This is a genomic window from Streptosporangium sp. NPDC049078 (assembly GCF_040648855.1).
Taxonomy (GTDB): Bacteria; Actinomycetota; Actinomycetes; order Streptosporangiales; family Streptosporangiaceae; genus Streptosporangium.
This window is the reverse complement of record NZ_JBEZEL010000008.1, coordinates 150,973-171,766: the sequence shown is the minus strand read 5'-3', so window position 1 is coordinate 171,766 and position 20,794 is coordinate 150,973. Positions and strand designations below refer to the sequence as shown.

At 70.8% G+C, this 20,794-nt stretch carries 14 protein-coding genes; 6 read left to right on the top strand and 8 right to left on the bottom strand.

Annotated elements, in window-relative coordinates; all coding sequences use genetic code 11:
• Window positions 1-122: 122 nt before the first annotated feature.
• The 3 genes from AB0B90_RS15370 to AB0B90_RS15360 form a co-directional block, all read right to left on the bottom strand.
• Entirely contained in the window at window positions 123-2,621 is a 2,499-nt protein-coding gene (locus tag AB0B90_RS15370; protein WP_350946667.1) for a polynucleotide kinase-phosphatase, read from the bottom strand.
• A complete protein-coding gene (locus AB0B90_RS15365) occupies window positions 2,614-4,365 on the bottom strand; it encodes a 3' terminal RNA ribose 2'-O-methyltransferase Hen1 (protein WP_362922974.1) in 1,752 nt (583 codons plus the stop codon). The genes AB0B90_RS15370 and AB0B90_RS15365 overlap by 8 nt, the downstream gene beginning before the upstream one ends.
• 233 nt (window positions 4,366-4,598) lie before the next feature.
• A complete protein-coding gene (locus AB0B90_RS15360) occupies window positions 4,599-5,522 on the bottom strand; it encodes an LLM class F420-dependent oxidoreductase (RefSeq protein ID WP_350946665.1) in 924 nt (307 codons plus the stop codon).
• A 148-nt stretch (window positions 5,523-5,670) separates the two neighbouring features.
• Between AB0B90_RS15360 and AB0B90_RS15355 the strand changes: the two genes are divergently transcribed.
• The 3 genes from AB0B90_RS15355 (at window position 5,671) to AB0B90_RS15345 (ending at window position 7,882) form a co-directional block, all read left to right on the top strand.
• Window positions 5,671-6,732 carry a hypothetical protein gene (locus AB0B90_RS15355; protein ID WP_362922972.1) on the top strand — a complete coding sequence of 354 codons (1,062 nt, stop codon included), beginning with the start codon at window positions 5,671-5,673 and terminating at the stop codon, window positions 6,730-6,732.
• Window positions 6,733-6,797: 65 nt separating this feature from the next.
• Window positions 6,798-7,595 carry a Clp protease N-terminal domain-containing protein gene (locus tag AB0B90_RS15350; protein ID WP_362922970.1) on the top strand — a complete coding sequence of 266 codons (798 nt, stop codon included), beginning with the start codon at window positions 6,798-6,800 and terminating at the stop codon, window positions 7,593-7,595.
• 104 nt (window positions 7,596-7,699) lie between these two features.
• Window positions 7,700-7,882, top strand: coding sequence for a hypothetical protein (locus AB0B90_RS15345; RefSeq protein ID WP_362922968.1), 183 nt, complete (start codon window positions 7,700-7,702; stop codon window positions 7,880-7,882).
• Window positions 7,883-8,037: 155 nt separating this feature from the next.
• On the opposite strand, the gene AB0B90_RS15340 is transcribed toward AB0B90_RS15345, so the two are convergent.
• The 3 genes from AB0B90_RS15340 to AB0B90_RS15330 all read right to left on the bottom strand — a co-directional run bounded on the left by AB0B90_RS15340 (window position 8,038) and on the right by AB0B90_RS15330 (window position 11,155).
• Window positions 8,038-9,387 carry a HAMP domain-containing sensor histidine kinase gene (locus AB0B90_RS15340; protein ID WP_362923158.1) on the bottom strand — a complete coding sequence of 450 codons (1,350 nt, stop codon included), beginning with the start codon at window positions 9,385-9,387 and terminating at the stop codon, window positions 8,038-8,040.
• 204 nt (window positions 9,388-9,591) lie between these two features.
• Window positions 9,592-10,629: a TerC family protein gene (locus tag AB0B90_RS15335; protein ID WP_350946661.1), complete on the bottom strand. Its 1,038-nt coding sequence runs from the start codon at window positions 10,627-10,629 to the stop codon at window positions 9,592-9,594.
• Between the two features lie 283 nt (window positions 10,630-10,912).
• Window positions 10,913-11,155, bottom strand: a complete 243-nt coding sequence (locus AB0B90_RS15330) for a hypothetical protein (protein ID WP_350946660.1) — start codon at window positions 11,153-11,155, stop codon at window positions 10,913-10,915.
• Between the two features lie 161 nt (window positions 11,156-11,316).
• Here AB0B90_RS15330 and AB0B90_RS15325 point away from each other — a divergent pair, with 161 nt between their 5' ends.
• From AB0B90_RS15325 to AB0B90_RS15315, 3 genes are all read left to right on the top strand, one after another.
• Entirely contained in the window at window positions 11,317-12,564 is a 1,248-nt protein-coding gene (locus AB0B90_RS15325) for a histidine kinase (protein ID WP_362922965.1), read from the top strand.
• 1 nt (window position 12,565) lies between these two features.
• A complete protein-coding gene (locus AB0B90_RS15320; RefSeq protein WP_350946658.1) occupies window positions 12,566-13,228 on the top strand; it encodes a response regulator transcription factor in 663 nt (220 codons plus the stop codon).
• A 786-nt stretch (window positions 13,229-14,014) separates the two neighbouring features.
• The gene (locus AB0B90_RS15315) at window positions 14,015-17,224 is read left to right on the top strand and encodes an FG-GAP-like repeat-containing protein (RefSeq protein WP_362922963.1); all 3,210 of its coding nucleotides are present in this window, start codon (window positions 14,015-14,017) and stop codon (window positions 17,222-17,224) included.
• A gap of 127 nt (window positions 17,225-17,351) precedes the next feature.
• Here the strand turns inward: AB0B90_RS15315 and AB0B90_RS15310 are convergent, their stop codons facing one another.
• Together AB0B90_RS15310 and AB0B90_RS15305 are read right to left on the bottom strand one after the other, a co-directional pair.
• Window positions 17,352-18,599 carry a class I SAM-dependent RNA methyltransferase gene (locus AB0B90_RS15310; protein ID WP_362922961.1) on the bottom strand — a complete coding sequence of 416 codons (1,248 nt, stop codon included), beginning with the start codon at window positions 18,597-18,599 and terminating at the stop codon, window positions 17,352-17,354.
• 67 nt (window positions 18,600-18,666) lie between these two features.
• On the bottom strand, window positions 18,667-20,709 hold the full coding sequence (locus AB0B90_RS15305) for an APC family permease (RefSeq protein WP_350946655.1): 2,043 nt from the start codon (window positions 20,707-20,709) through the stop codon (window positions 18,667-18,669).
• Between the last annotated feature and the right edge of the window lie 85 nt (window positions 20,710-20,794).

Sequence of the window (20,794 nt, the reverse complement as noted above, 5' to 3'; positions counted from 1 at the left end):
GGACTACCGGAACACGGGGGGCAGGGGCGGGGAGACCTCGGGGGTACCCGGTCCGTGAAGCGTCACCCCCGCCCCGCTCACCCGTGACGGGAGAACTCCGGCCTTCACCCCGGACAGGGAGATCAAAGACGGGGGTCGACCGGTTCGGACTCCAGCGCCAGGACGGCGAAGACCGCCTCGTGCACCCTCCACAGCGGCTCCCCCTCGACCAGCCGGGAGAGCGCCTCAAGCCCCAGCGCGTGCTCGCGCAGGGCGAGCGAGCGCTTGCGGCCCAGGAAGCGGCGGCGCAGGACGTCCAGGCTCTCGGTGTAGTCGGGACCGTAGATGATCCGCAGGTACTCCCGCCCGCGCACCTTGATCCCGGGTTGCACCCGGCTGCGCCCGTCCGGTAGGTCCACCGGCTTGACGACCATCCCCTCGCCGCCCTCGGCGGTCAGCGCCGACCACCACGCCGTGGCCGCCTCCATCGACTCCGGCGAGGTCGGATCCACGAACACGTGCCTGGTGGGCGCGATCAGCGGGTCGTCGAGCCGGGACAGCAGGTCCAGGTGCCAGGAGTGCGGCTCCTGGACCGCGGTCGCCCGGCCCTCGCAGGCGAGGATCTGGAACGGTGCCAGGCGAAGGTCCTCCACCCCGGAGACAGGCCAGCAGTAACGCGCATATGCCTGCCTGAAACGGGCAGCGTTGCTGGAACGGCGTCGGGTGCGGTCCAACAGATCGCCCACATCCAAACCGCGCCCGGCCGCCGCTTCCAGCACGGTGACCGCCTCGGGCAGCACCGCACGGGCCGCGGCACCCACCGACGCGTACTGGCCGCGGATCAGCCCTTCGGCCTTGGCCGACCAGGGCAGCAGCTCGCAGTCGAGGGCGAGCCAGTTCGACCCCAGCTCCTCCATCAGCGGCGCGCACACCCGCCTGAGCCTGTCGACCAGTTCGGTGGTGTCGGCGAAGAACGGCCTTCCCGTACGGGTGTAGACCGTTCCGGCGGTGCCGTCGGTGATCCCGAACCGCGCCGCCGCCACCTCAGGGTCGGCGGCCAGCACGGCCACCGCCCGCGAGCCCATGTGCTTCTCCTCGCACACCACCCGGGTCACCCCGGCCGCGGCGAACTCGGCGAACGCCTCGGCCGGGTGCTCCAGGTATCCGTCCAGGCGGGAGGTCTCCGGGGGCGCCATCGTCGGCGGCAGGTAGACCAGCCAGCGCGGGTCGACCGCGAACCGGCTCATGATCTCCAGGGCCGCGGCCGAGTTCTCCTCCCGGATCTTGACGCGGCCACCGCCGTGGCGCACCTCGATGTGGTGGGTGCCCCGCACGTCGTCGACGGAGAGCAGGCCGGGGTCGCGGTGGCCGGGGGCGGTGAGCGGTTTGACCGGCTCGTACCAGACACGCTCGGCGGGTACCGAGACGATCTCCCGCTCCGGGTAGCGCAGCGCGGTCAGCCGCCCGCCGAAGACCACCCCGGTGTCCAGGCAGAGCGTGTTGTTGATCCACTCGGGCTCGGGAACCGGCGTGTGACCGTAGACGACCATGGCCAGGCCCCGGTACTCGCGTGCCCAGGGGTAGCGCACCGGCAGGCCGTACTCGTCGGTCTCACCGGTGGTGTCGCCGTACAGCGCGAAGGAGCGGACCCTGCCCGAGGCTCGGCCGTGATAGGCCTCCTTGAGCCCGGCGTGGGCGACGACGAGCCTGCCCCCGTCGAGCTGGTAGTGGCTGATCAGCCCGTCCATGAAGGCGAGCGCCTCGCGCCTGAACTCCTCCGGCTCGGCGGCCAGCTGGTCCAGCGACTCCTGAAGGCCGTGGGCCACCCTGACCTTGCGGCCGTTGAGCGCGCGGGCCAGCTTCTGCTCGTGGTTGCCCGACACGCACAGCGCGGTCCCGGCCGCGACCATGCCCATGACCAGCCGGAGCACGCCCGGCGAGTCGGGCCCCCGGTCCACCAGGTCGCCGACGAACACCGCCGTCCTGCCCTCGGGGTGCACGGCCCCCGCACCACCGGGGTCGATCTTCCAGCCGAGGTCGCGCAGCAGCGCCTCCAATTCGGCGCGGCAGCCGTGCACGTCGCCGATGATGTCGAACGGGCCGGTCAGCTCACGCCTGTCGGTCCACGCCTTCTCGGTGACGACCGTGGCGGCCTCGATCTCCTCGGCCCCGCGCAGCACGTGGACCCGGCGGAAACCGTCGCGCGAGATCCTGCTCATGGACCGGCGCAGCTCCTTACGCTGCCTGACGACCACGCGCGCCCCGAAGTCCCTGTCGGGCCTGGTCTCGTTGCGCGCGACCGCCAGCTCCTCCGGCACGTCCAGGACGATCGCGTCGACCAGCACGTTGTGCGACTTCGCGAGCTCGACCAGCTGCTTGCGCGCCTCCCACTGGACGTTCGTGGCGTCCACGACCGTGAGCAGCCCGCGCCGCAGCCGGGTGCCGACGATGTAGTGGAGCACGTCGAAGGCGTCGGGGGTGGCGGCCTGGTCGTTCTCGTCGTCGGCGACCAGACCCCGGCAGAAGTCGGAGGAGATCACCTGGGTCGGCGCGAAGTGCCTGGCGGCGAAGGTCGACTTGCCGCTGCCGGACACCCCCACGAGCACGACCAGCGACATCTCCGGTACGGCGATCTCAGTCATCTCCACCTCCCGCGTCTCCCGCGCCTCCCGTGCCCGCGCGCCCATCCTTGCCCGCGCTCACAGGACCTCTCACGCTCGTACGGCCCGCAGCGCCTCCGACGCTCACGAACCCGTCCGTGCCCGCGGAACCCTCCGTGCCTCCGGAACCGCCCGACGCGCCCGCGAGGCCGAACAGGGCCATCTGGGTGGGTGGGCCCACCTCGGGGTCGTCGTCGCCGATCGGCAGGAACTCGACGCGGTAGCCGTACTCGCCGCACACCTTCGCCGCCCACGCGCGGAACTCGGCGCGAGTCCATTCGAAGCGGTGGTCGGGGTGGCGCATGCCGTCCAGGGACTCGTAGCGGACGTTGTGCTCGACGTTGGGGGTCGTGACGATCACGTGCCCCGGCCGCGCCGCTCCGAAGACCACCCGCTCCAGCGCGTCCAGACGCGGTGGATCGACGTGCTCGACCACCTCCATCAGCACCGCGGCGTCGTATCCGGCGAACCGGGCGTCGGTGTAGGTGAGCGCTCCCTGGAACAGTTCCAGCCGCTCTCGCCGTCGCTCCGGCATCCGGTCGAGTTTCAACCGCCTGGCCGCGAACGCCAGCGCCCGGGAGGACACGTCCACCCCGGTCACCCTGGTGAAGCGGGGCCGTTCGAGCAGCGCCCCGACCAGCCGGCCGGAACCGCAGCCGAGATCGATGACGGTGCCCGCGTCCAGCCTTTCCAGGGTGGCGAGCACGGCCTCCAGACGCAGGGTGTTCAACGGGCGCCTGACGGCGTCGGCGGGCGCGGAACCTTCCTGTGAGGCCCCACGCGCGGGACCGCTCCGCCCGGCGTACTCCTTCGCGGCGGGGTCCTCCCCCGAGGAACGCTCCGCAGCGGAGCCCTCCTCGGCGGCCCTCTCCGCGGCAGTGTCCTCCCCGTCCTCCCCGTCCTCCCCGTCTTTCCCGGCGTGATCCTCTGTGGCGAGCTCGGCCGCGGGGTCCTCCTCGACCGGGGGTTCGAGGTCCTCCTCCACGTCGTCGCCGACCTCGGCGAGGCGGGCGAAGGCCGTACGGGTGAGGGCCCAGCGGCGGCCGAGGTAGCGGCGGGTGATCAGACCGCGGTCGGGGTGGGAGGCCAGCCACGACCCGCCCGCCCTGATCAGCTTGTCCACCTCGTCGGGGGCCACCCAGTAGTGCTTGGCGTCGTCGAGCACGGGAAGCAGCACGTAGAGCTGGTTGAGCGCGTCGGCCAGGCGGACCTCACCGCGCAGCACCAGCCGCACGTAGCGCGAGTCGCCCCACTCGGGAAACTCCTCGTCGAGCGGGAGCGCGGTCGCCTCGACCCGCCAGCCCAGCGGCTCGAACAACCGGTGCGCGAGCCCGGGACCGCCCCTGCACGGCAGCACGGGCAAGGTGATCTCCAGTGGGATCGGCCCGGCGGCCAGCTCGGGACGGCTCGCACAGCGCCCGGTGCGCGCCGTGCGGAACACGTCGGCCAGCGCCACGGCGAGCAGCGACGAGGCGGCGTAGGGCCGGTCGTTGACGTACTGGCCCAGCGTGTAGTCGGGCGTGGCGCGGTCGCGCGAGCGCACCAGGCGGATCGGGTCGACGTCGAGCATCAGCGCCGCCGTGCAACGCTCCTCGCCCGCCTCGGGGTAGAGGACACGTGCCACGCCGTACGACTGCCCGAACTCCTGGACCCGGTCGGGATGCTTGTGCAGCAGGAAGCCGAGGTCCGTGGCGGGCCGCACGGTGGTGGAGATCGTCAGTAACACCCCGCCCAGTGTGCCGCACGCCCTCCTGGACGGCCATCGGTTAACGGCGGGCCGGTCCGCGGCCGACCCGCCCGTGAACGACGCGCACCCCATCTCCCGCGAGCCCGTGCCCCGCCCCGCTCCGGTTCGGTCCGCCGGTGACGCGGTGACCTCTGGCGACAGGAGAGGCCGGGAAGGGACGGACCCCGTCCACGGGCGGTGACGTGGACGCGGACGACGCGAAGGCCGGTGACCTACACGCGGAACAGGATCTCGTCCGCGATGAGCTCAAGGTGGTCGAGATCGTCCAGGTCCAGCACCTGCAGGTAGATCCGCTCGGCGCCCAGCTCGGCGAACCGGCCGATCTTCTCGATGACCTCGGCGGGGGTGCCCGCCAGGCCCGCCGCCCGCAGCGCGGCGAGGTCCTGCCCGGTCGCCGCGGCCCGCCGTTCGATCTCCGCGTCGTCGGAGCCGACGCAGACGGTCTGCGCCACGGACAGGAGCACCGGCTCCCTGCCCTCCGCCTCACACGCCTTCCTGACCCGGTCGAAGGCCTCCGAGGTGTCCTCGGGAGTGCGGAACGGCACGTTGTACTCGTCGGCGAACCGGGCGACCAGACGTGGGGTGCGCCTGGCGCCGGTGCCGCCGATGATGATCGGCGGCTTCGGGCTCTGCGCGGGCTTGGGCAGCGCGGGCGAGTCGGCCAGCCTGTAGTGGGCGCCCTCGAAGGAGAAGGTCTCGCCCACCGGCGTGGTCCAGAGCCCGACCAGTATCTCCAGCTGCTCCTCGAACCGCCCGAACCGCTCGCCGACCGGCGGGAACGGAATGCCGTACGCGATGTGCTCGGCGTCGTACCAGCCGGTGCCCAGGCCCAGCTCGACCCGCCCGCGGCTCATCTGGTCGACCTGGGCCACACTGATCGCGAGCGGGCCCGGCAGCCGGAAGGTGACCGGCGTGACCATGGTGCCGAGACGGATCGTGGAGGTGTCCCTGGCCAGGCCCGCCAGGGTCGTCCAGGCGTCGGTGGAGCCGGCCCCCGCCTCGCCGGGGCCGATCCGCATGTAGTGGTCGGAGCGGAAGAAGGCGTCGAACCCCAGCCGCTCCGCGGCCAGCGCTACCGCCAGCAACTCGTCGTAGGTGGCACCCTGCTGCGGTTCAGTGAAGATCCTCAACTTCATGAGAGCCATTATCCGGGCACTCCGGACGGCATCCGTTGAAAGCCCGCGCCGTGGCGGGAACGCTTGCTAACGTTCTGGCCTCTGACGCAACGGGTAGCGGGCCGACGACTCACAGCGATCGTCCCCTGGCCGTCGAGGAGGGGATCACATGTCTGTGGCGACCGAACGCCCCGGCACCCGCAGGACCCGCGAGCCCGGCACTCCACCCCGGCCCCTCGTGGTGCTCGCCTCGATCGCGCTCGCCGCGGGCACCGGGGCCGCGGTCTGGCTGCTGCCCTCCAGGGCGCACGGCGAGTGGGCCGTCGTCGGGCGGGCCGGGCCGAGTGCGACGTCCTCGGGGCCGGTCTCGCGGCCGACGGCCACACCGTCGGCCACACCTGCCGTCGCCCGCCCGTCGGGCTTCGTGACCTTCGTGGACGCGGCCCGCGGGCCGCGTTTCAACCTGTCGAGGGAGGTGCGGAGGGGCCACGTGCGCTGGTTCACGCTGGGCCACCTCACCGCCGGACAGAAAGGCTGCGTGCCCAGGTGGGGAGGGCTCGGGGCGCGGGTCGGCGGCCCGCTCACCGATCGGCTCGCCCCGCTGCGCGCCGCGGGCGGGAACGCGGGCATCGCCTTCGGCGGCCCCGAGGGGCGCGAGCTCGCCGCGGCCTGCTCCGATCCGGCCAGGCTCACCGCCGCCTACCGCCGGGCGATCGGCGTCTTCGGTGCCGCCTACATCGACTTCGAGGTCTCCGCCCCCGGGGATGACGCCGTCGTGCTGCGGCGGGCCAGGGCGATCGCGGCCCTGCAGCGCGAGGCCGCCCGCGAGGGCCGTTCCCTCACCGTGAGCTTCACCCTCCCGATCACGAGAGCGGGCCTGTCCCCGGGCGACCAGGAGATGCTCCGGGCCACCCGGTCGGCGGGCGCCGAGATCGCCGCCGTCAACCTCCTGGCCCCCCTCGGCACCGCCCCGGTCACCGAGAGCCGCCTGCGCCCGATCGCCTCGGCCGTCCGTGCCGCGCATCCGCAGATAGCCCGTTCCCTGGGCGAGAGCACCGCCTGGCGTCGGATCGCCCTCACGCCCGTGCTCGCCAGGTCCGGCGACCTCACCCGGCTGGAGGCCCGCAGGCTCGCCGCCTTCAGCAGCCGCAACCATCTGGCGTGGCTCTCCGCCAGGGGCGCGGCCCTCTCCCCCGGCATCGCCAGGTTCCTCATCGGCGCGACGCGCTAGACAGGCACCTCCTTTGGGGTTATGAATGGGTTATAACCCTTCTCTAACCCCAAAGGGGCGACCTGATGCCGAAGATCAATGTCTACCTGCCGGACGAGCTGGCCGAGGCGGTGAAGAAGGCGGGGGTGCCGGTCTCCGCCGTCTGCCAGCGGGCTCTGGAACAGGCGGTACGGCGGGTGACCGCCATCCGCGAGACGGCGCTCGGCGCCTCCGGCCTCGACGACCTGACGGCGCGCCTCACCCACTTCACCCCGCGGGCCCGGGAGGTGGTGAAGCTCTCGGTGGAGCAGGCGAGGGCACTGGGCGCGACGGAGGTCGGCACCGAGCACCTGCTGGGCGGCATGCTCGCCGAAGGAGGCAATCTAGCGCTCCAGGTTCTCGGTGCCCTGGAGATCGACCCCGAGGAGGTGCGGCGGCGCCTGGACCGGCTCGGCCGCGACGCCCCGGCCCCTGTCGCCGAGACCACCTCCTCCGGCTCCTCCGAGACCCTCACCTTCGGCGGGCCCGCGGCGGCGGCCCTGGAGATGACCGTCACCGAGGCCACCTCGCTCGGCCACAACTACGTCGGCTGCGAGCACCTGCTCCTCGGGCTGGTCGCGGAACCGGACGGTGCGGCCGGGCGCATCCTGCGGGAACTGGGCGCCGAGCACCGGCTGACCCGCCACGCGGTCTCGGCCGCACTCGCCGGATACGTCCACCTGAGAGCACAGACCCGGGCCACCACCGCTCCCCCGGTCACTCCCCCGGTCCTGCCCGCCGACGCGGCGAGCGCCCTGTCGGCGGCCGTACGCGAGGAGCTGCGCCCCGTCCTGCTCAGGCTCGAACGACTGGAGGAGCGCCTCGGCCCGGCGGACGAGGCGTAGTCGTGGACACGCCCACCCACGCGACCGTGTCTCCGTCCGCGTCTCCGTCCGTGTCTCCGTCCGTGTCTCCGTCCGTGTCTCCGTCCGCGGCCACCCCCCGTGCCGTGCACCCGGTCCTCTGCCTGGCCGCGGGCGTGATCGCACGGCTGGTCACGGGGGTGGCCGTCGGCGTGCTCGTGGGGATGGGTTCCGGCGTGCTCGCCGGGGTGCCGGCGGGCATGATCGCGGGCATGCTCGTGCGTCTCCCGTACGCGGAGAGGGCGCGGCACCGAAGATCCCTTCGATGACCGGCCGACCGGCACCGCTCACACCTGCTCACACCTGCTCACACCTGGCGGGATGCTCGCGACTCCACACCCGTCCTCCCACGGGCCAACGGAGTGACACCGTCGAAGGGCCGTTGCCCGGAGCGCGGCGAAGGATCACCGGTGCCCCGGGACCGCTACCCGCTCTCCTCGGGGTCGCGGATGGGGATCCTGGCCACGAAGCGCGCGCCGCGTTCGGAGTCCTCGATGGTCAGCGTCCCGCCGTGGCGCTCGGCGATCCCTCTGGCGATCGCGAGGCCGAGTCCGGTGCCCCCCTGGTCCTTGCTGCGGGCGGCCTCCAGCCGCGCGAAGCGCTGGAACACGTACTCCCGCTGGTCGGGAGAGATCCCGGGCCCGTCGTCGCCGACCTCCAGCACGGCGTCGTCCCCCTCCCGGCGGACCGAGACCGTGACCGTGGAGGTGGCGTGCCGCTCCGCGTTGTCCAGGAGGTTGGCGATCAGCCGGGCGAGCTGGAGCCGATCCGCGGTGACCACCACGTCCGGTTGGGGGTCGGTCACGACCCTCGCCCGGCGGACACGGCGAGCGAGTTCGAAATCGGCCAGTTCACTCAGGTCCACCCGTTCCCCCAAGTCGACGCCGCCGGCGTCGACCCGGGCGAGTTCGAGCAGGTTGGTGACGATCGCCTGCAGCCGGTGGAGGCTGCCCAGGAGGGCGTCCGCCGTGGCGGGCCAGTCGGCCTCCTCCTGATGCAGCAGCGCCTCCTCCACCTGGGCGCGCATCGCGGTGATGGGACTGCGCAGATCGTGGGAGGCGTCGTAGGCGAAACGCCGTTCCCGCTGAAGCGCCGCCTCCAGCCGATCCAGGGTCTGGTTCACGATCTCGGCCAGCTGCCGGATCTCGTCGTGGTGCTCGGGCACCGGCACTCGGCGGCCCAGGTCGGTCGAGGTGATCTCGGCCAGCTCGGTGCGCATCGCCTCGATGGGGGCGAGGGTCTTGCCGACCGTGCGGTAGGTGCCGACCGCCGTGACTCCGACCAGCAGCGCGGATCCGCCCAGCAGCGCGGCGAGCAGGAAATGGTGAACGTACGGCGGGACGACGGGCTCGGCGCCGTAGATGATCCAGTGGCCTCCGTGCGCGTGGACCCGCAGGCCCACGACGATCACGCACGCGTCGGGGTTCGGCGTGCCGCAGACGACCCCGCCCTTCGGCGAGAACTCCTCCGGGGGGACGAAGGAGGCCATCCGCGGCTTGCCGGTCATCCGGGAGTTCGCCGCCACGACCCGGCCGGTCGGGCCCACCACCTGGAGGGCCACGATGCCCAGGTCGGGGAGCACCGGGGGCAGCCGGTCGCTCAGGAGGAGAGGAAGCACGCGCAGCTTCACCCGAAGGATTCGGTCGGCACGGTCCTCCGTCGCGTCCTGGTGGGCGCCCACCAGGATCAACGCGCAGAAGGTCGCGCACATCAGTGCCATCAGGACAGCGGCCAGCACCGTCATCCGGGCCCGCACGGACCAGTCGCGCCGCATGTTCACCGTCCTCCATCCCTGACGATCACGCTAAACGCGTGTCGCGCGAGGAAGCGGCGACCACCAGGCAAGGAGGCGCAAACTGTGAATCAAGAGAACGGAGCGGACGGGAAGACACGGTCGCCGTCCCCGAAAAACCCGCGACGGCCACGCTCGAACCGAGGTTCGAGCGTGGCCGTCGTGGAGACGGACCGGGCGGTACGCCTAGGGTTTCGGTCCCGGCTGGGGTTCTCGTTCGGCAGGTGAGGGGACGGGCTTCGGGTCGCGGCGGTTGGCGTACATGCTCGTGATCGTGACGATGGCCAGGACCCCGATGATGACCCCCAGCGAGAGCGGGGTGGGAATCTCCGGGACCCACGACCAGACACCGTGCGCCCAGTGCAGGACGAGCTTGATCCCGATGAAGGCCAGGATGATGCTGAGCCCGTGGTTCAGGTGCCGCAGCTTCGCCAGGACGCCCTGGAGCACGAAGTAGAGCGCCCGCAGGCCCATCAGGGCGAAGGCGTTCGTGGCGAAGACGATGAACGGGTCCTCGGTCACGCCGTACACGGCGGGCACCGAGTCGACGGCGAAGACGATGTCGGTGGCGAAGACGGCCACGATGGCCAACGCCAGCGGAGTCAGGGCCCGGCGGCCGTCCTGGCGAACAACCAGGTGGGAGCCGTGGTAGTCGTTGGTGACCGGCATGAAGCGCCGCAGCAGCCGCACCGAGCGCATGGAGGAGACGTCGACCTTGTGCTCCTCCCCGCTCAGCGCGTCCTTGAAGATCTTCCATGCGGTGAAGAGCAGGATCCCGCCGAAGAGCAGGAACGCCCACGTGCCGCTCTGCAGGACGGCCGCCCCCAGCGCGATGAAGATCGCGCGCAGCACCAGCGCCCCGACGATGCCGTACAGCAGGACTCGCTGGGCCAGCGCGGGCGGGACCGCGAAGGCCGACAGCAGCAGCATGAACACGAACAGGTTGTCCACCGACAGCGACTTCTCCACCACGTATCCGGTGAAGAACTCCACCGCCACCCCGGACCCGAAGGCCCCCCACACGTAGAAGCCGAAGATCAGAGGCAGCACCAGGTAGAAGACCGACCAGCCCACCGCCTCGCGCATACGCACCTCGTGCGGGCGCCGGGTGATCATGAAGTCCACGGCCAGCAGCAATATCAGGGCGGCTACGGTGATCGCCCACAGTTGCGGCGAACCGATGGTTTCAAGACTGGCTACCGACAGGACTGTCTCAGCGGACATGACCCTCCTCGAACGCGCGCTCGGCTGTTCGAGGTCTCCTTCGCCTGTTTTCGCAGGCGGCCGCCCGGGGCCGTTATGAAACGTCCGTATTGACCGGGTCGGCTCTTGGGAAGTACTCCCCTCGTCGTCCTAGGTTAGACCGTTTCTCGAGCGGTGCTCTACCCCGGGGTTCGCGCGACCTCTGAGCCACCCGGATTTTCGGGCCGGCAGGAAACCCCACCCGCCGAGGGCGCGACGAGCCGCCTCGGAGGGCCGGGGGCCGTCGTTTCCCCGCTTCGCGCGGTCATCCGCGACCTCGCCGGGTGACCGCGTCACCGGCCGCGCCCACCGCGAGGCCGAGGACGATCATGATGACGTAGCTGTAGATCTCGTAACCGCCGGGGGCGAGGAACCGAACGAATCCCATGAGATGAATCCAGCCGAACCACTCGTGCAGAAGGCCGCTCGCGCCGCCGACGACGAGGACGAAGCAGATCAGGCCGGACAGTGCCGCCAGAGGGGGCTTCGGCGGGGTGGTGGAGGTCATGACCCCGACGGTAGGCGCGCGGTGCCCGGCTCGGGATCGGGCCGAGGATGGCCGGGCGGTGACCAAGGATGGCCGTCGGCGGGCCCTGCGGTCGTACTTAAGTATCCGGTCGCGGCACGGACGCCGGGACACGGGCCGGAGGCCGCGTAAATTCCTGGAGTATGCGCCGCATCCACCGCACCCGCCGCGACCGGGTCACCGACGTGGCGCTGTTCCTCTTCGCCGCCTGTTTCGCCGCCGTCAGCTCGCAGTCCATACCGGTCCCCGAGACCCTCGACCCCGTGTGGCGGGACGTCGACCAGGTGGTCGGCGGGCTGGGGTGCGCCGCGACGCTGTTGCGGCGGAGATGGCCGGTACCGCTCGCGGTGGTGCTGCTGGTGGCGGGCACCTGGGCGCACTACCTGACCGGTCCGGCGATGGTGGCGGTGTTCACGGTGGCCGCGACCCGTCCGTGGCGGGTCACCGCGTGGGTGGCGGCGCTGGCCTTCGCACCGTTGCCCGTCTTCCTGTGGCAGGTGGCCGAGCTGTCCGGGGAACGTACGGGATCGGCGCTGACGTACTTCGCGCTGATCGCCGGGGCGATCGGGTGGGGACTGTTCCGGCGCTCCCGGCAGCAGCTGATCGCCTCGCTGCGAGAGCGCGCGGAGCTGGCCGAGGCGGACGCGGAGTTGCGGGCCGAATGGGCACGGCGGGAGACGCGGGAGGAGATCGCCCGCGAGATGCACGACGTGCTCGGCCATCGGCTGTCACTGCTGAGCGTGCACGCCGGAGCGCTGGAGTTCAACCCGGGCGCGCCCCGGGAGGAGATCGCGCGGGCCGCCGGGGTGATCCGGGAGAGCGCCCACCTCGCCCTGCGCGACCTGCGCGAGGTGATCGGGATACTGCGGGCCGGGCCGGACGAGGGCGAGCGACCGCAGCCGGAACTCGCGGACCTGGCCCGGCTGGTGGCGGAGGCACGGGCGACGGGCGGCCGGATCGAGCTGACCGGGCCGCCGGACGGGCGGATACCGCCGCCCGCGGTGGGGCGCACGGCGTACCGGATCGTGCAGGAGGCGCTGACCAACGCGCGCAAGCACGCGCCCGGCGCGGCGGTGGCGGTGGCGGTGAGCGGGTCCCCTGACGGCCGGCTCACGGTGGAGGTCCGCAACGCACCGCCACCGGGATCGGCTTCGGTCCGTGGCCTGGGTGAGGGCGGGGACGGGAGCGCAGGCGGAGACGGGAGCTACAGGGGCGGGAGCGCGGGCGGGCAGGGGTTGATCGGGCTCGCCGAACGGGCCAGGCTGGCGGGCGGCGAGCTGACCGCCGGCCCCGCCGACGGCGGGTTCCTGGTCCATGCCTGGCTGCCCTGGTCCACGACGGGCATCGCGTCCCCCGCGTACCGGAGTTCCGCGAGCGGGAAGGGGGAATGAGGTGATCCGCGTCCTGCTCGTCGACGACGACGCGATCGTACGGGCCGGGCTGCGCCTGATGCTGGGTGGCGCCCCGGACATCGAGATCGTCGCGGAGGCCGCCGACGGGTCCGAGGTGCCCGCCCTGGTCGCCGCGCACGGTCCCGACCTGGTGCTGATGGACATCCGGATGCCGGGCGTCGACGGGCTGGCCGCCACCGAGAGGCTCCGGGCCGGGCCCGGCGCCCCGGAGGTGCTGGTCCTGACCACCTTCCACACCGACGCGCACGTGCTGCGGGCACTGCGCGCCGGCGCGGCCGGGTTCCTCCTCAAGGACACCCCACCGCAGGACATCGTGACGGCCATCCGGACGGTGTCCGCCGGAGATCCGGTGCTCTCCCCCGCCGTCACCCGCCGGCTCATCGAGCAGGTGGCGGACGGCTCGGGGCAGGGCGACCGGGCCGCCGCCGCCCGTGCCCGGCTGGCGCTGCTGGCCGAACGGGAGCGACAGGTGGCCCTCGCGGTCGGACGCGGCCGCTCCAACGCCGAGATCGCGCGGGAGCTGCATCTGGCGCTGCCGACGGTGAAGACGCACGTGTCGCGGATCCTGACCCGGCTGGATCTCAACAACCGGGTCCAGATCGCCCTGCTGGTCCACGACGCGGGCGCGTCGGAACACCTGTGAGACCGCCGCCGGTCAGAGCCTGGATCGACTCGCCGACCAGCAGCGCCACACACTCCACGTGGTGGATCATCGGGACCACATCGAATTCACGTCGCCCCGGCTCACCCGAAGGGTGAAACCCCGCCTCGGCCGCGTTCGTTCGCCTGGGCCGATTCTCCGTCCAACAGTTCGCCCTCGCATGAACACAATGCCCGCACCGAAGGCCGGTCGACCTGCACGGCTCCGGCGAATCACCGAAAGGCCGGCTCCGATGTCCCGCATGCGATGAGAACGGATTGCGTGGCAGGACGTCGGTTCAATGGTCGCCACACCCAAAGGACGCACGGCTCGTTCACCGCGTTAAATGAATTCCCACGCCATCTCGGTATTCATTTCTTCTGGCGACCGAAACGGTCCGGCCACACTCTTTCAACACGTCGGAAACATGATCACAAAGTGTGATCGAACAGCGACCCGGCGCGAGATCACAGCCATTGACGCTCTTTGTCGCCCCCTAAAAAATAAATTATTCACCTGGCGTACATCAAATGGCATTTTTGTCACGGTTGTGTGTGGGTTCAAGAGAAATGGAGAGGCTGCGGAAGGAGGTCGTCTCCGCCCGTCCACCGCCGGCGGGGCCGCGGTCGTCGATGCGCCTCGCCCCGCATCCGCGACCAACGTGACCGGAAGCGGAGCCTCACACGCCCTGCGCCGGGCGCGGGCCCTGACCGCCCAGTATCCCGGCAAGCATCTTTGATCGACCCACCCGCTCGGCGAGCCGCCGGCGGATGAACAGGTGGAGGGACCGTGCCCGCATCCCGCGGCAGGATGTTCACCCGACCAAGAGGAAGAGGCAGGGTCCTGACGACCCTGCTGGTCACCCTGTCACTGCTGCTCCAGGTGGGCTTCCAGCCCACCGCGAAGGCCGCGACCACGGTGTCGATGGAATTCGACCTCCCCCAGGGGGCCGAGCGTACCGAGATCGACGAGTGGATCGACACAATAAACGACCGCGACGGCCTGCTCAGCGACGCCATCAAAGAGGAATGGCTGAACAACAGGGGGGCCTTGCCGGTTACGACACTGGACGGCTGGGTCGACTTCGACGGAACCATCGCGGTGAGGGGTTCCAAACTCGCGTTCACGCTGGAGAGTGACATCGCGCTCAGCGAGGTGTCCCCGTGGGGGGCCCTCGGCATCGCCATCGCCGGTGTGGCGGTCTACTTCTCCATCCTCATTACCTGCACGTTGTTCTTCCTTCCCGAATCGGGTCCGCTGGCGCCTCTCGCCAGCGCGGCATGCTCAGGGATAGCGACGTTCTTTTCGGTTTTCGCCAGAGGGGCACTCACGATCGCCTTCGAGGACAACCCCGATCCGGACGCCTGGTGGAACCTCCTCATCAACTCTTTCGTCCTGGGCGCGGCCGCGGCTGTATGGGAGGGCTACTTCGCGCCCGGCCTCAACGCCTCCGGAGCGCAGTGGTTCTCGAACATGGCGCGAAATGTGCGGGATGCCGGCAGCAAGGTAAAGTCCTGGTGGTGGGCGGGCAATATCGGCCTGACCATGGAAAACGTGGGCGGAACCATTCAACACAACGTCCCCCGGTACATGGATGCGATCGAGCTCGCCGCCGCGCGGCGCGGCGCGGCCCCCGGGCTCCTGCGGGTGATGCCGCTGGGCGACTCCATCACCCACGGCGTCGGTGGGACCCCTGGCGGCGTCGGCTATCGAGGCCGCCTGTGGGACCTGTTACAGGACGACGCGAACGCAATCGACTTCGTCGGCTCCGTGGACTCCGGGCACGGCAACATCCCCGACACCGACCACGAAGGCCATCCCAGCTGGCGGATCAGCCGGCTCGACAGCCTCGCGTCCGAGTGCGTGATCGCCCGTTACCGGCCCAACGTCGTCGTGTTGCACATCGGGACCAACGACCTGGCGAACGACGAGGAGCCCGAAACGGCCCACATCCGCCTCAGCAGGATGGTCGACAGGATCACGGACATCGCGCCGCTCACCACGGTCCTCGTCTCCAGCCTCGTACCGGCGAAGGACGAGTGGGACAACACGCTGATCGCGAGGTACAACGCCAGGCTGCCGAACATCGTCAACCTCCTCCGCGCCGAGGGCAAACGCGTCCGTCTGGTCAACAACGGCGCTCTCGGGGTCACCACGGCCGACCTGGCCGACTCGCTGCACCCCAACAACGACGGCTACCGCAAGATGGCCAACGCCTACCACAACGCGATCAAATCCGCGATGAACGAAGGCCTGATCATGCCCGCGCTCCCCGGCGACAACCGGCCGTGCACCCCGGCACCGGCCAACCCGCCGCCACCGCCCCCCACGGGCCCCGCTCCCGCGGGCTGGAACTACGTCGGCAAGATCGCCTCGGTTCCCGACGCGAGCCGTGCGCAGGTCCGCTTCGCCGACCTGAACGGCGACGGCCGCGACGACTACCTCCTGGTCGGCGAGCAGGGCCAGGTCAAGGCCTGGCTCAACAACCGCGCCGGTCAGGGCGGCGGCTGGAACTACATCGGCGAGATCGCCACCGGAGCGGCCCCCCGGCAGCAGGTGCGATTCGCGGACGTGAACGGCGACGGCCGCGACGACTACCTCTCGGTCGGCGACCGGGGCCAGGTCTCGATGTGGCGCAACGCCGGCACCGGTAACGCCGTCAGCTGGGTGGCTCAGGGCGTGGTCGCCACGGATGTCGGCGCGACGCGTGACCAGGTGCGGTTCGCCGACGTCGACGTCGACGGCCGCGACGACTACCTGGTGGTCGACGACCAGGGCCGGGTGCGCGCCTGGCTGAACCAGTTCACCGGCGGCGGCGTGGCGTGGTCGTACCAGGGCGAGATCGCCTCGGGCGTCGGCGCCACCCGTGACCAGGTACGATTCCACGACTTCGACGGTGACGGCCGCGATGACTACCTGGTGTTCGACGACACGGGCTATACCAAGGCCTGGCTGAACAACGTCGGCGGTAACCGGCCGTGGATCTACCAGGGCGCCGTCGTCGGTGGCGTGGGCGCCTTCCGCGACGATGTGGTCATTGCGGACATCGACGGGAACGGCCGCGACGACTACCTGACCGTCAACGCCGCAGGCGAGGTCGCGGCCTGGCTGAACGAACGCTGGGGCCGTGCCGACCCGTGGGACTACCAGGGCCAGATCGCCTCCACCGACGCGCCCCGCCAGGAGGTCAGGTTCGCCGACCTGAACGGCGACGGCCGCGACGACTACCTTCTGGTGAAGGACAACGGCAGGGTGGAGGCCTGGCTGAACGTCCGGGAGGCCGATCGCGTCGGCTGGAACTTCCGCGGCGTGGTCGCATCCGGATCGGGTCCGCGCGACCACATCCGCTTCGCCGACCTGAACGGCGACAACCGCGACGACTACCTCGTGGTCGGCGACCAGGGCCAGGTCGATGCCTGGTTCAACAGCGGCACCGGTGATGCCGTCGCCTGGACGAGCAAGGGCCGGCTCGCCTCGGGCTCGGCCCCCCGCGACCAGATCAGGTTCGCCGACATCGACGGCGACAACCGCGACGACTACCTCGTGGTCGACGACCAGGGCAGGGTCCGGCTCTGGCGCAACACCGGCACCCGCGATGCCGTCTCCTGGGTCAGTCAGGGCGAGGCCGCCTCCGGCGTCGGCGCGACCGGTCCCACGGTGACCTTCGCCGACGTCAACGGCGACCGCCGTGACGACTACCTGGTCCTCGGCGACCACGGCCAGATCCGCGCGTGGATCAACAACCGGGGCGGATCCGGGTCGACCTGGCTGTCGGCCGGCGAGGTCGCCTCCGGCGTCGGCGTGGCCCGCGCGAACATCGGCCTGGCCGAGATCAACGGTGATCGCCGGGCCGACTACCTCGTCCACGACAGCCGGGGCGGAGTGAAGGCCTGGTTCAACAACGGCGCCGGCATGACCGGCATGACCAGCCCCATGCCGAACGACCCCCAACCGCCGCCGCCGGGGGGCCTGCCGCTCTGCGTGGCCAACCGATGCTGATGATCTGAGACGCCCTGATCGATCAGAGCGGAACCGAAACTCCCATCACGGGCTTCGCCGGAGACCGTTCCGGCGAAGCCCTGCGACCGCCGGCGGTATGGCCTGGCGCATCGCCGCGGGGCAGAGCCTAGATCGACTCGCTGACCAGCAGCGCCACACACTCCACGTGATGCGTCATCGGGAAGGCGTCGAAGGCCCGCAGGTCGGCGAGGCGGTAGCCTCGTTCGGCGAACCAGGCCAGGTCGCGGGCGAGGGTGGCCGGGTCGCAGGAGACGTACACGATCCGGGTCGCCTGGAGGGTGGTCACGTTCTCGACGACGTCGCGGCCCAGGCCCGCCCTGGGCGGGTCGACGACGACCAGGTCCGCGCGCTCGATGCCGAAGCGGTCGAGGGCGTTCTCCACGCGTCCCCTGGCGAAACGGGCCTGGGGCAGGTCGCGGAGGTTGCGTTCCGCGTCGCGGACCGCCACGGACTCGGACTCGACGCCGAACACGGCTCCCTCGGGACCGACCGCCTCGGCCAGCCCCGCGGCGAACAGGCCGACGCCGCAGTAGAGGTCGAGGGCCCACTCGCCGGGGCGCGGGGCGGCGAACTCCATGACGGCGTCGAGGAGGGTGGCCGCGGCACCGGGGTGCACCTGCCAGAAACCGCTGCCGGTGACCTGGAAGTCTCGGCCGGCGACCCGCTCGACGAGATGGTTGCGGCCGTGGACGACGCGGCTGCGGCCCTTGCCCTCGTCGACGAAGACGGCCACGCTCGTGTCGAGGTCGGGGATCGCCACCGTGCGCCTGGGCCTGGGGGCGACCACGACCGCCTGGTCACCGGCGCTGGAGGCGATGACCTCCACCGATGAGGCGTTGCGCCAGTTCATCACCTCGGCGCCGACGTTCTCCACCTCGGGGTGGGCGATCAGGCAGGCGTCCACCGGCTCGATGTCGTGGGAGCGGTGGCGGCGCAGGCCCAGGCTCCCGTCCCGCTCGACGGCGAACTGGACGCGGGTGCGCCAGCCGAGCCCGTCGGGGGCTCCGGGGACCTCCTCGACGATGCCCTTCCAGTCGATCGAGGCCAGCCGCTTGAGCTGCTCGGCCACCACATCGGCCTTCAGCCGGCGCTGGGCGTCGAGGGAGGCGTGCTGCCAGTCGCAGCCGCCACAGCGGCCGGGGCCCGCGAACGGGCACGGCGGGGTCACCCGGTCGGTGGAGGGCTCCAGGATCTCGACCGCGTCGGCCCGCAGGAACCGGGAGGTCTCCTCGGTGATCTCGGCGACGACGCGCTCGCCGGGCAGCGCGTGCCGCACGAAGACGACCCGTCCGTCATGGCGGGCGACGCACCAGCCACCGTGCGCAACCGGTCCCACCGTCAGTTCGATCGCCATGGCCGTCGCCCCCAAGAGTAAATCGTCGTCGGTCGAGCCTCCTCGCGTCAGGAGCACCTACGAAAGGTTATGCCTTGACGTCCTCGTCTCGCGCCGCCTCCTGGGGTGGACGGCGTACGGCGCCCGGCGCGAGGGGCTCGGGGCGGCCCTTGAGCCGGTCGGAGGAGTGCAGCTGCCAGGGCACGCTGATCACCATCACGCCTGGCTGGAACAGCAGGCGGCCCTTCAGGCGCAGCGCGCTCTGGTTGTGCAGGAGGTGCTCCCACCAGTGGCCGACGACGTATTCGGGAATGTAGACGCTCACCACGTCCCGGGGGGAACGGCGGCGCAGCGACTTGACGTACTCCAGGATCGGCCTGGTGATCTCGCGGTAGGGCGAGTCGAGCATCTTCAGCGGCACCGGGATGCCGCGCCGCTCCCACTCCTCCTGCAGCGCCCTGGCCTCCGGTCCCTCCACGCCCACGGTGATCGCCTCCAGGGTGGAGGGACGGGTGGCGCGGGCGTAGGCGAGAGCACGCAGGGTCGGCTTGTGGATCTTGGAGACCAGGACGATGACGTGGTTGCGCGCGGGCAGCATCGTCTCGTCCACCTGGGAGTCCTCGGCGACGGCGAGTTCGGCCGCCACGTTCTCGTAGTGGCGGTGGATGCCCTTCATCATCAGGAAGAGCACCGGCATGGCCACGCAGACGATCCAGGCCCCGTGGGTGAACTTGGTGACCAGCACCACCACCAGCACCAGGCCGGTCATCACGCCGCCGAAGAAGTTGATCGTCCGCGAGCGGTGCATCTGGTGGCGGACCCTGGGGTCGGTCTCGGTTCTCAGATGCCTGCTCCAGTGCCTGACCATGCCGATCTGGCTCAGCGTGAACGACACGAAGACGCCCACGATGTAGAGGTTGAGCAGGCGGCTGACGTCGGCGTCGAAGCCCCACAGCAGCAGGCAGGCCCCGGCGGCGAGGATCACGATGCCGTTGGAGAAGGCGAGCCGGTCGCCCCTGGTGTGCAGCTGGCGGGGCAGGTAGCGGTCCTGGGCCAGGATCGAGCCGAGCACCGGAAAACCGTTGAAGGCGGTGTTGGCGGCGAGGAACAGGATCAGCGCGGTGACGGCGGCGATGAAGAAGAAGGGGAGTGAGCCGTTCCCGAAGACCGCGTCCGCCACCTGGGCGATGATCGGCTGCTGGTAGTAGTCGGGCCCGGCGGGCCGGCCGTCGATGAGGATGTCGCGGTAGGCGACGGCGGGGTCGGCGACCTTGACGCCCGAGGCGAGCGCGAGGGTGATGATGCCGACGAACATCGTCACCGAGATCAGGCCCATCATCAGCAGGGTGTTCGCGGCGTTCCTGCTCTTGGGCTTGCGGAAGGCGGGCACGCCGTTACTGATCGCCTCGACGCCGGTGAGGGCGGCACAGCCGGAGGAGAACGCGCGCAGGATCAGGAAGGCCGCCGCGAAAGAGGTGAGGTTCGTCTGCTCGGCGATGATCTCGTACCCGGAGGTGGGCGCGTGCAGCTCGTCACCGAGGATCAGCACCCGGAATCCGCCCCACGCGATCAGGCCGAGGACCGCGAACATGAAGGTGTAGGTGGGGATCGCGAAGGCCGCGCCCGACTCGCGGATACCGCGCAGGTTGACCACGGTCAGCAGCACGACGATGACGATCGCGACCAGCGTCTTGTGCTCGGCGACGTACGGGATGGTGGCGCCCACGTAGTCGACGCCGTTGGCGACCGAGACCGCGACGGTGAGCACGTAGTCGACCATCAGGGCGCTGGCGACGGTGAGACCGGCGTTCGGGCCGAGGTTGACGGTGGCGACCTCGTAGTCGCCACCCCCGCTGGGGTAGGCGTGCACGTTCTGCCGGTACGACGCCACGACGGTGAGCATCACCACGACGACGGCGACGGCCACCCAGGGGCTGAAGTGGTAGAAGGAGAGTCCCGCGAGGGAGAGGATGACCAGGATCTCCTGCGGGGCGTACGCGACGGAGGAGAGGGCGTCACTCGCGAAAACGGGTAGCGCGATGCGCTTGGGGAGCAGTTGCTCGTGTAGCTGCGTGCTGCGCAGCGCCCGCCCGATGAAAAGGCGTTTGACAAGGTCCGTCACCTTCGACACGTCTGCAGATGCTAGCCGTTATTACTCGGCCCCACTCACGCGGCACTCCCGGGGCGGTCCATACTGGCTGAATACATCGGGAACA

What these genes read in the sequence shown, in the direction of transcription:
- AB0B90_RS15325 (WP_362922965.1), top strand. Translation starts at nt 11,317, where the DNA reads ATGCGCCGCATCCACCGCACCCGCCGCGACCGGGTCACCGACGTGGCG.
- AB0B90_RS15360 (WP_350946665.1), bottom strand. Translation starts at nt 5,522, where the DNA reads ATGAAGTTGAGGATCTTCACTGAACCGCAGCAGGGTGCCACCTACGAC.
- AB0B90_RS15370 (WP_350946667.1), bottom strand. Translation starts at nt 2,621, where the DNA reads ATGACTGAGATCGCCGTACCGGAGATGTCGCTGGTCGTGCTCGTGGGG.
- AB0B90_RS15310 (WP_362922961.1), bottom strand. Translation starts at nt 18,599, where the DNA reads ATGGCGATCGAACTGACGGTGGGACCGGTTGCGCACGGTGGCTGGTGC.
- AB0B90_RS15330 (WP_350946660.1), bottom strand. Translation starts at nt 11,155, where the DNA reads ATGACCTCCACCACCCCGCCGAAGCCCCCTCTGGCGGCACTGTCCGGC.
- AB0B90_RS15350 (WP_362922970.1), top strand. Translation starts at nt 6,798, where the DNA reads ATGCCGAAGATCAATGTCTACCTGCCGGACGAGCTGGCCGAGGCGGTG.
- AB0B90_RS15340 (WP_362923158.1), bottom strand. Translation starts at nt 9,387, where the DNA reads ATGCGGCGCGACTGGTCCGTGCGGGCCCGGATGACGGTGCTGGCCGCT.
- AB0B90_RS15355 (WP_362922972.1), top strand. Translation starts at nt 5,671, where the DNA reads ATGTCTGTGGCGACCGAACGCCCCGGCACCCGCAGGACCCGCGAGCCC.
- AB0B90_RS15335 (WP_350946661.1), bottom strand. Translation starts at nt 10,629, where the DNA reads ATGTCCGCTGAGACAGTCCTGTCGGTAGCCAGTCTTGAAACCATCGGT.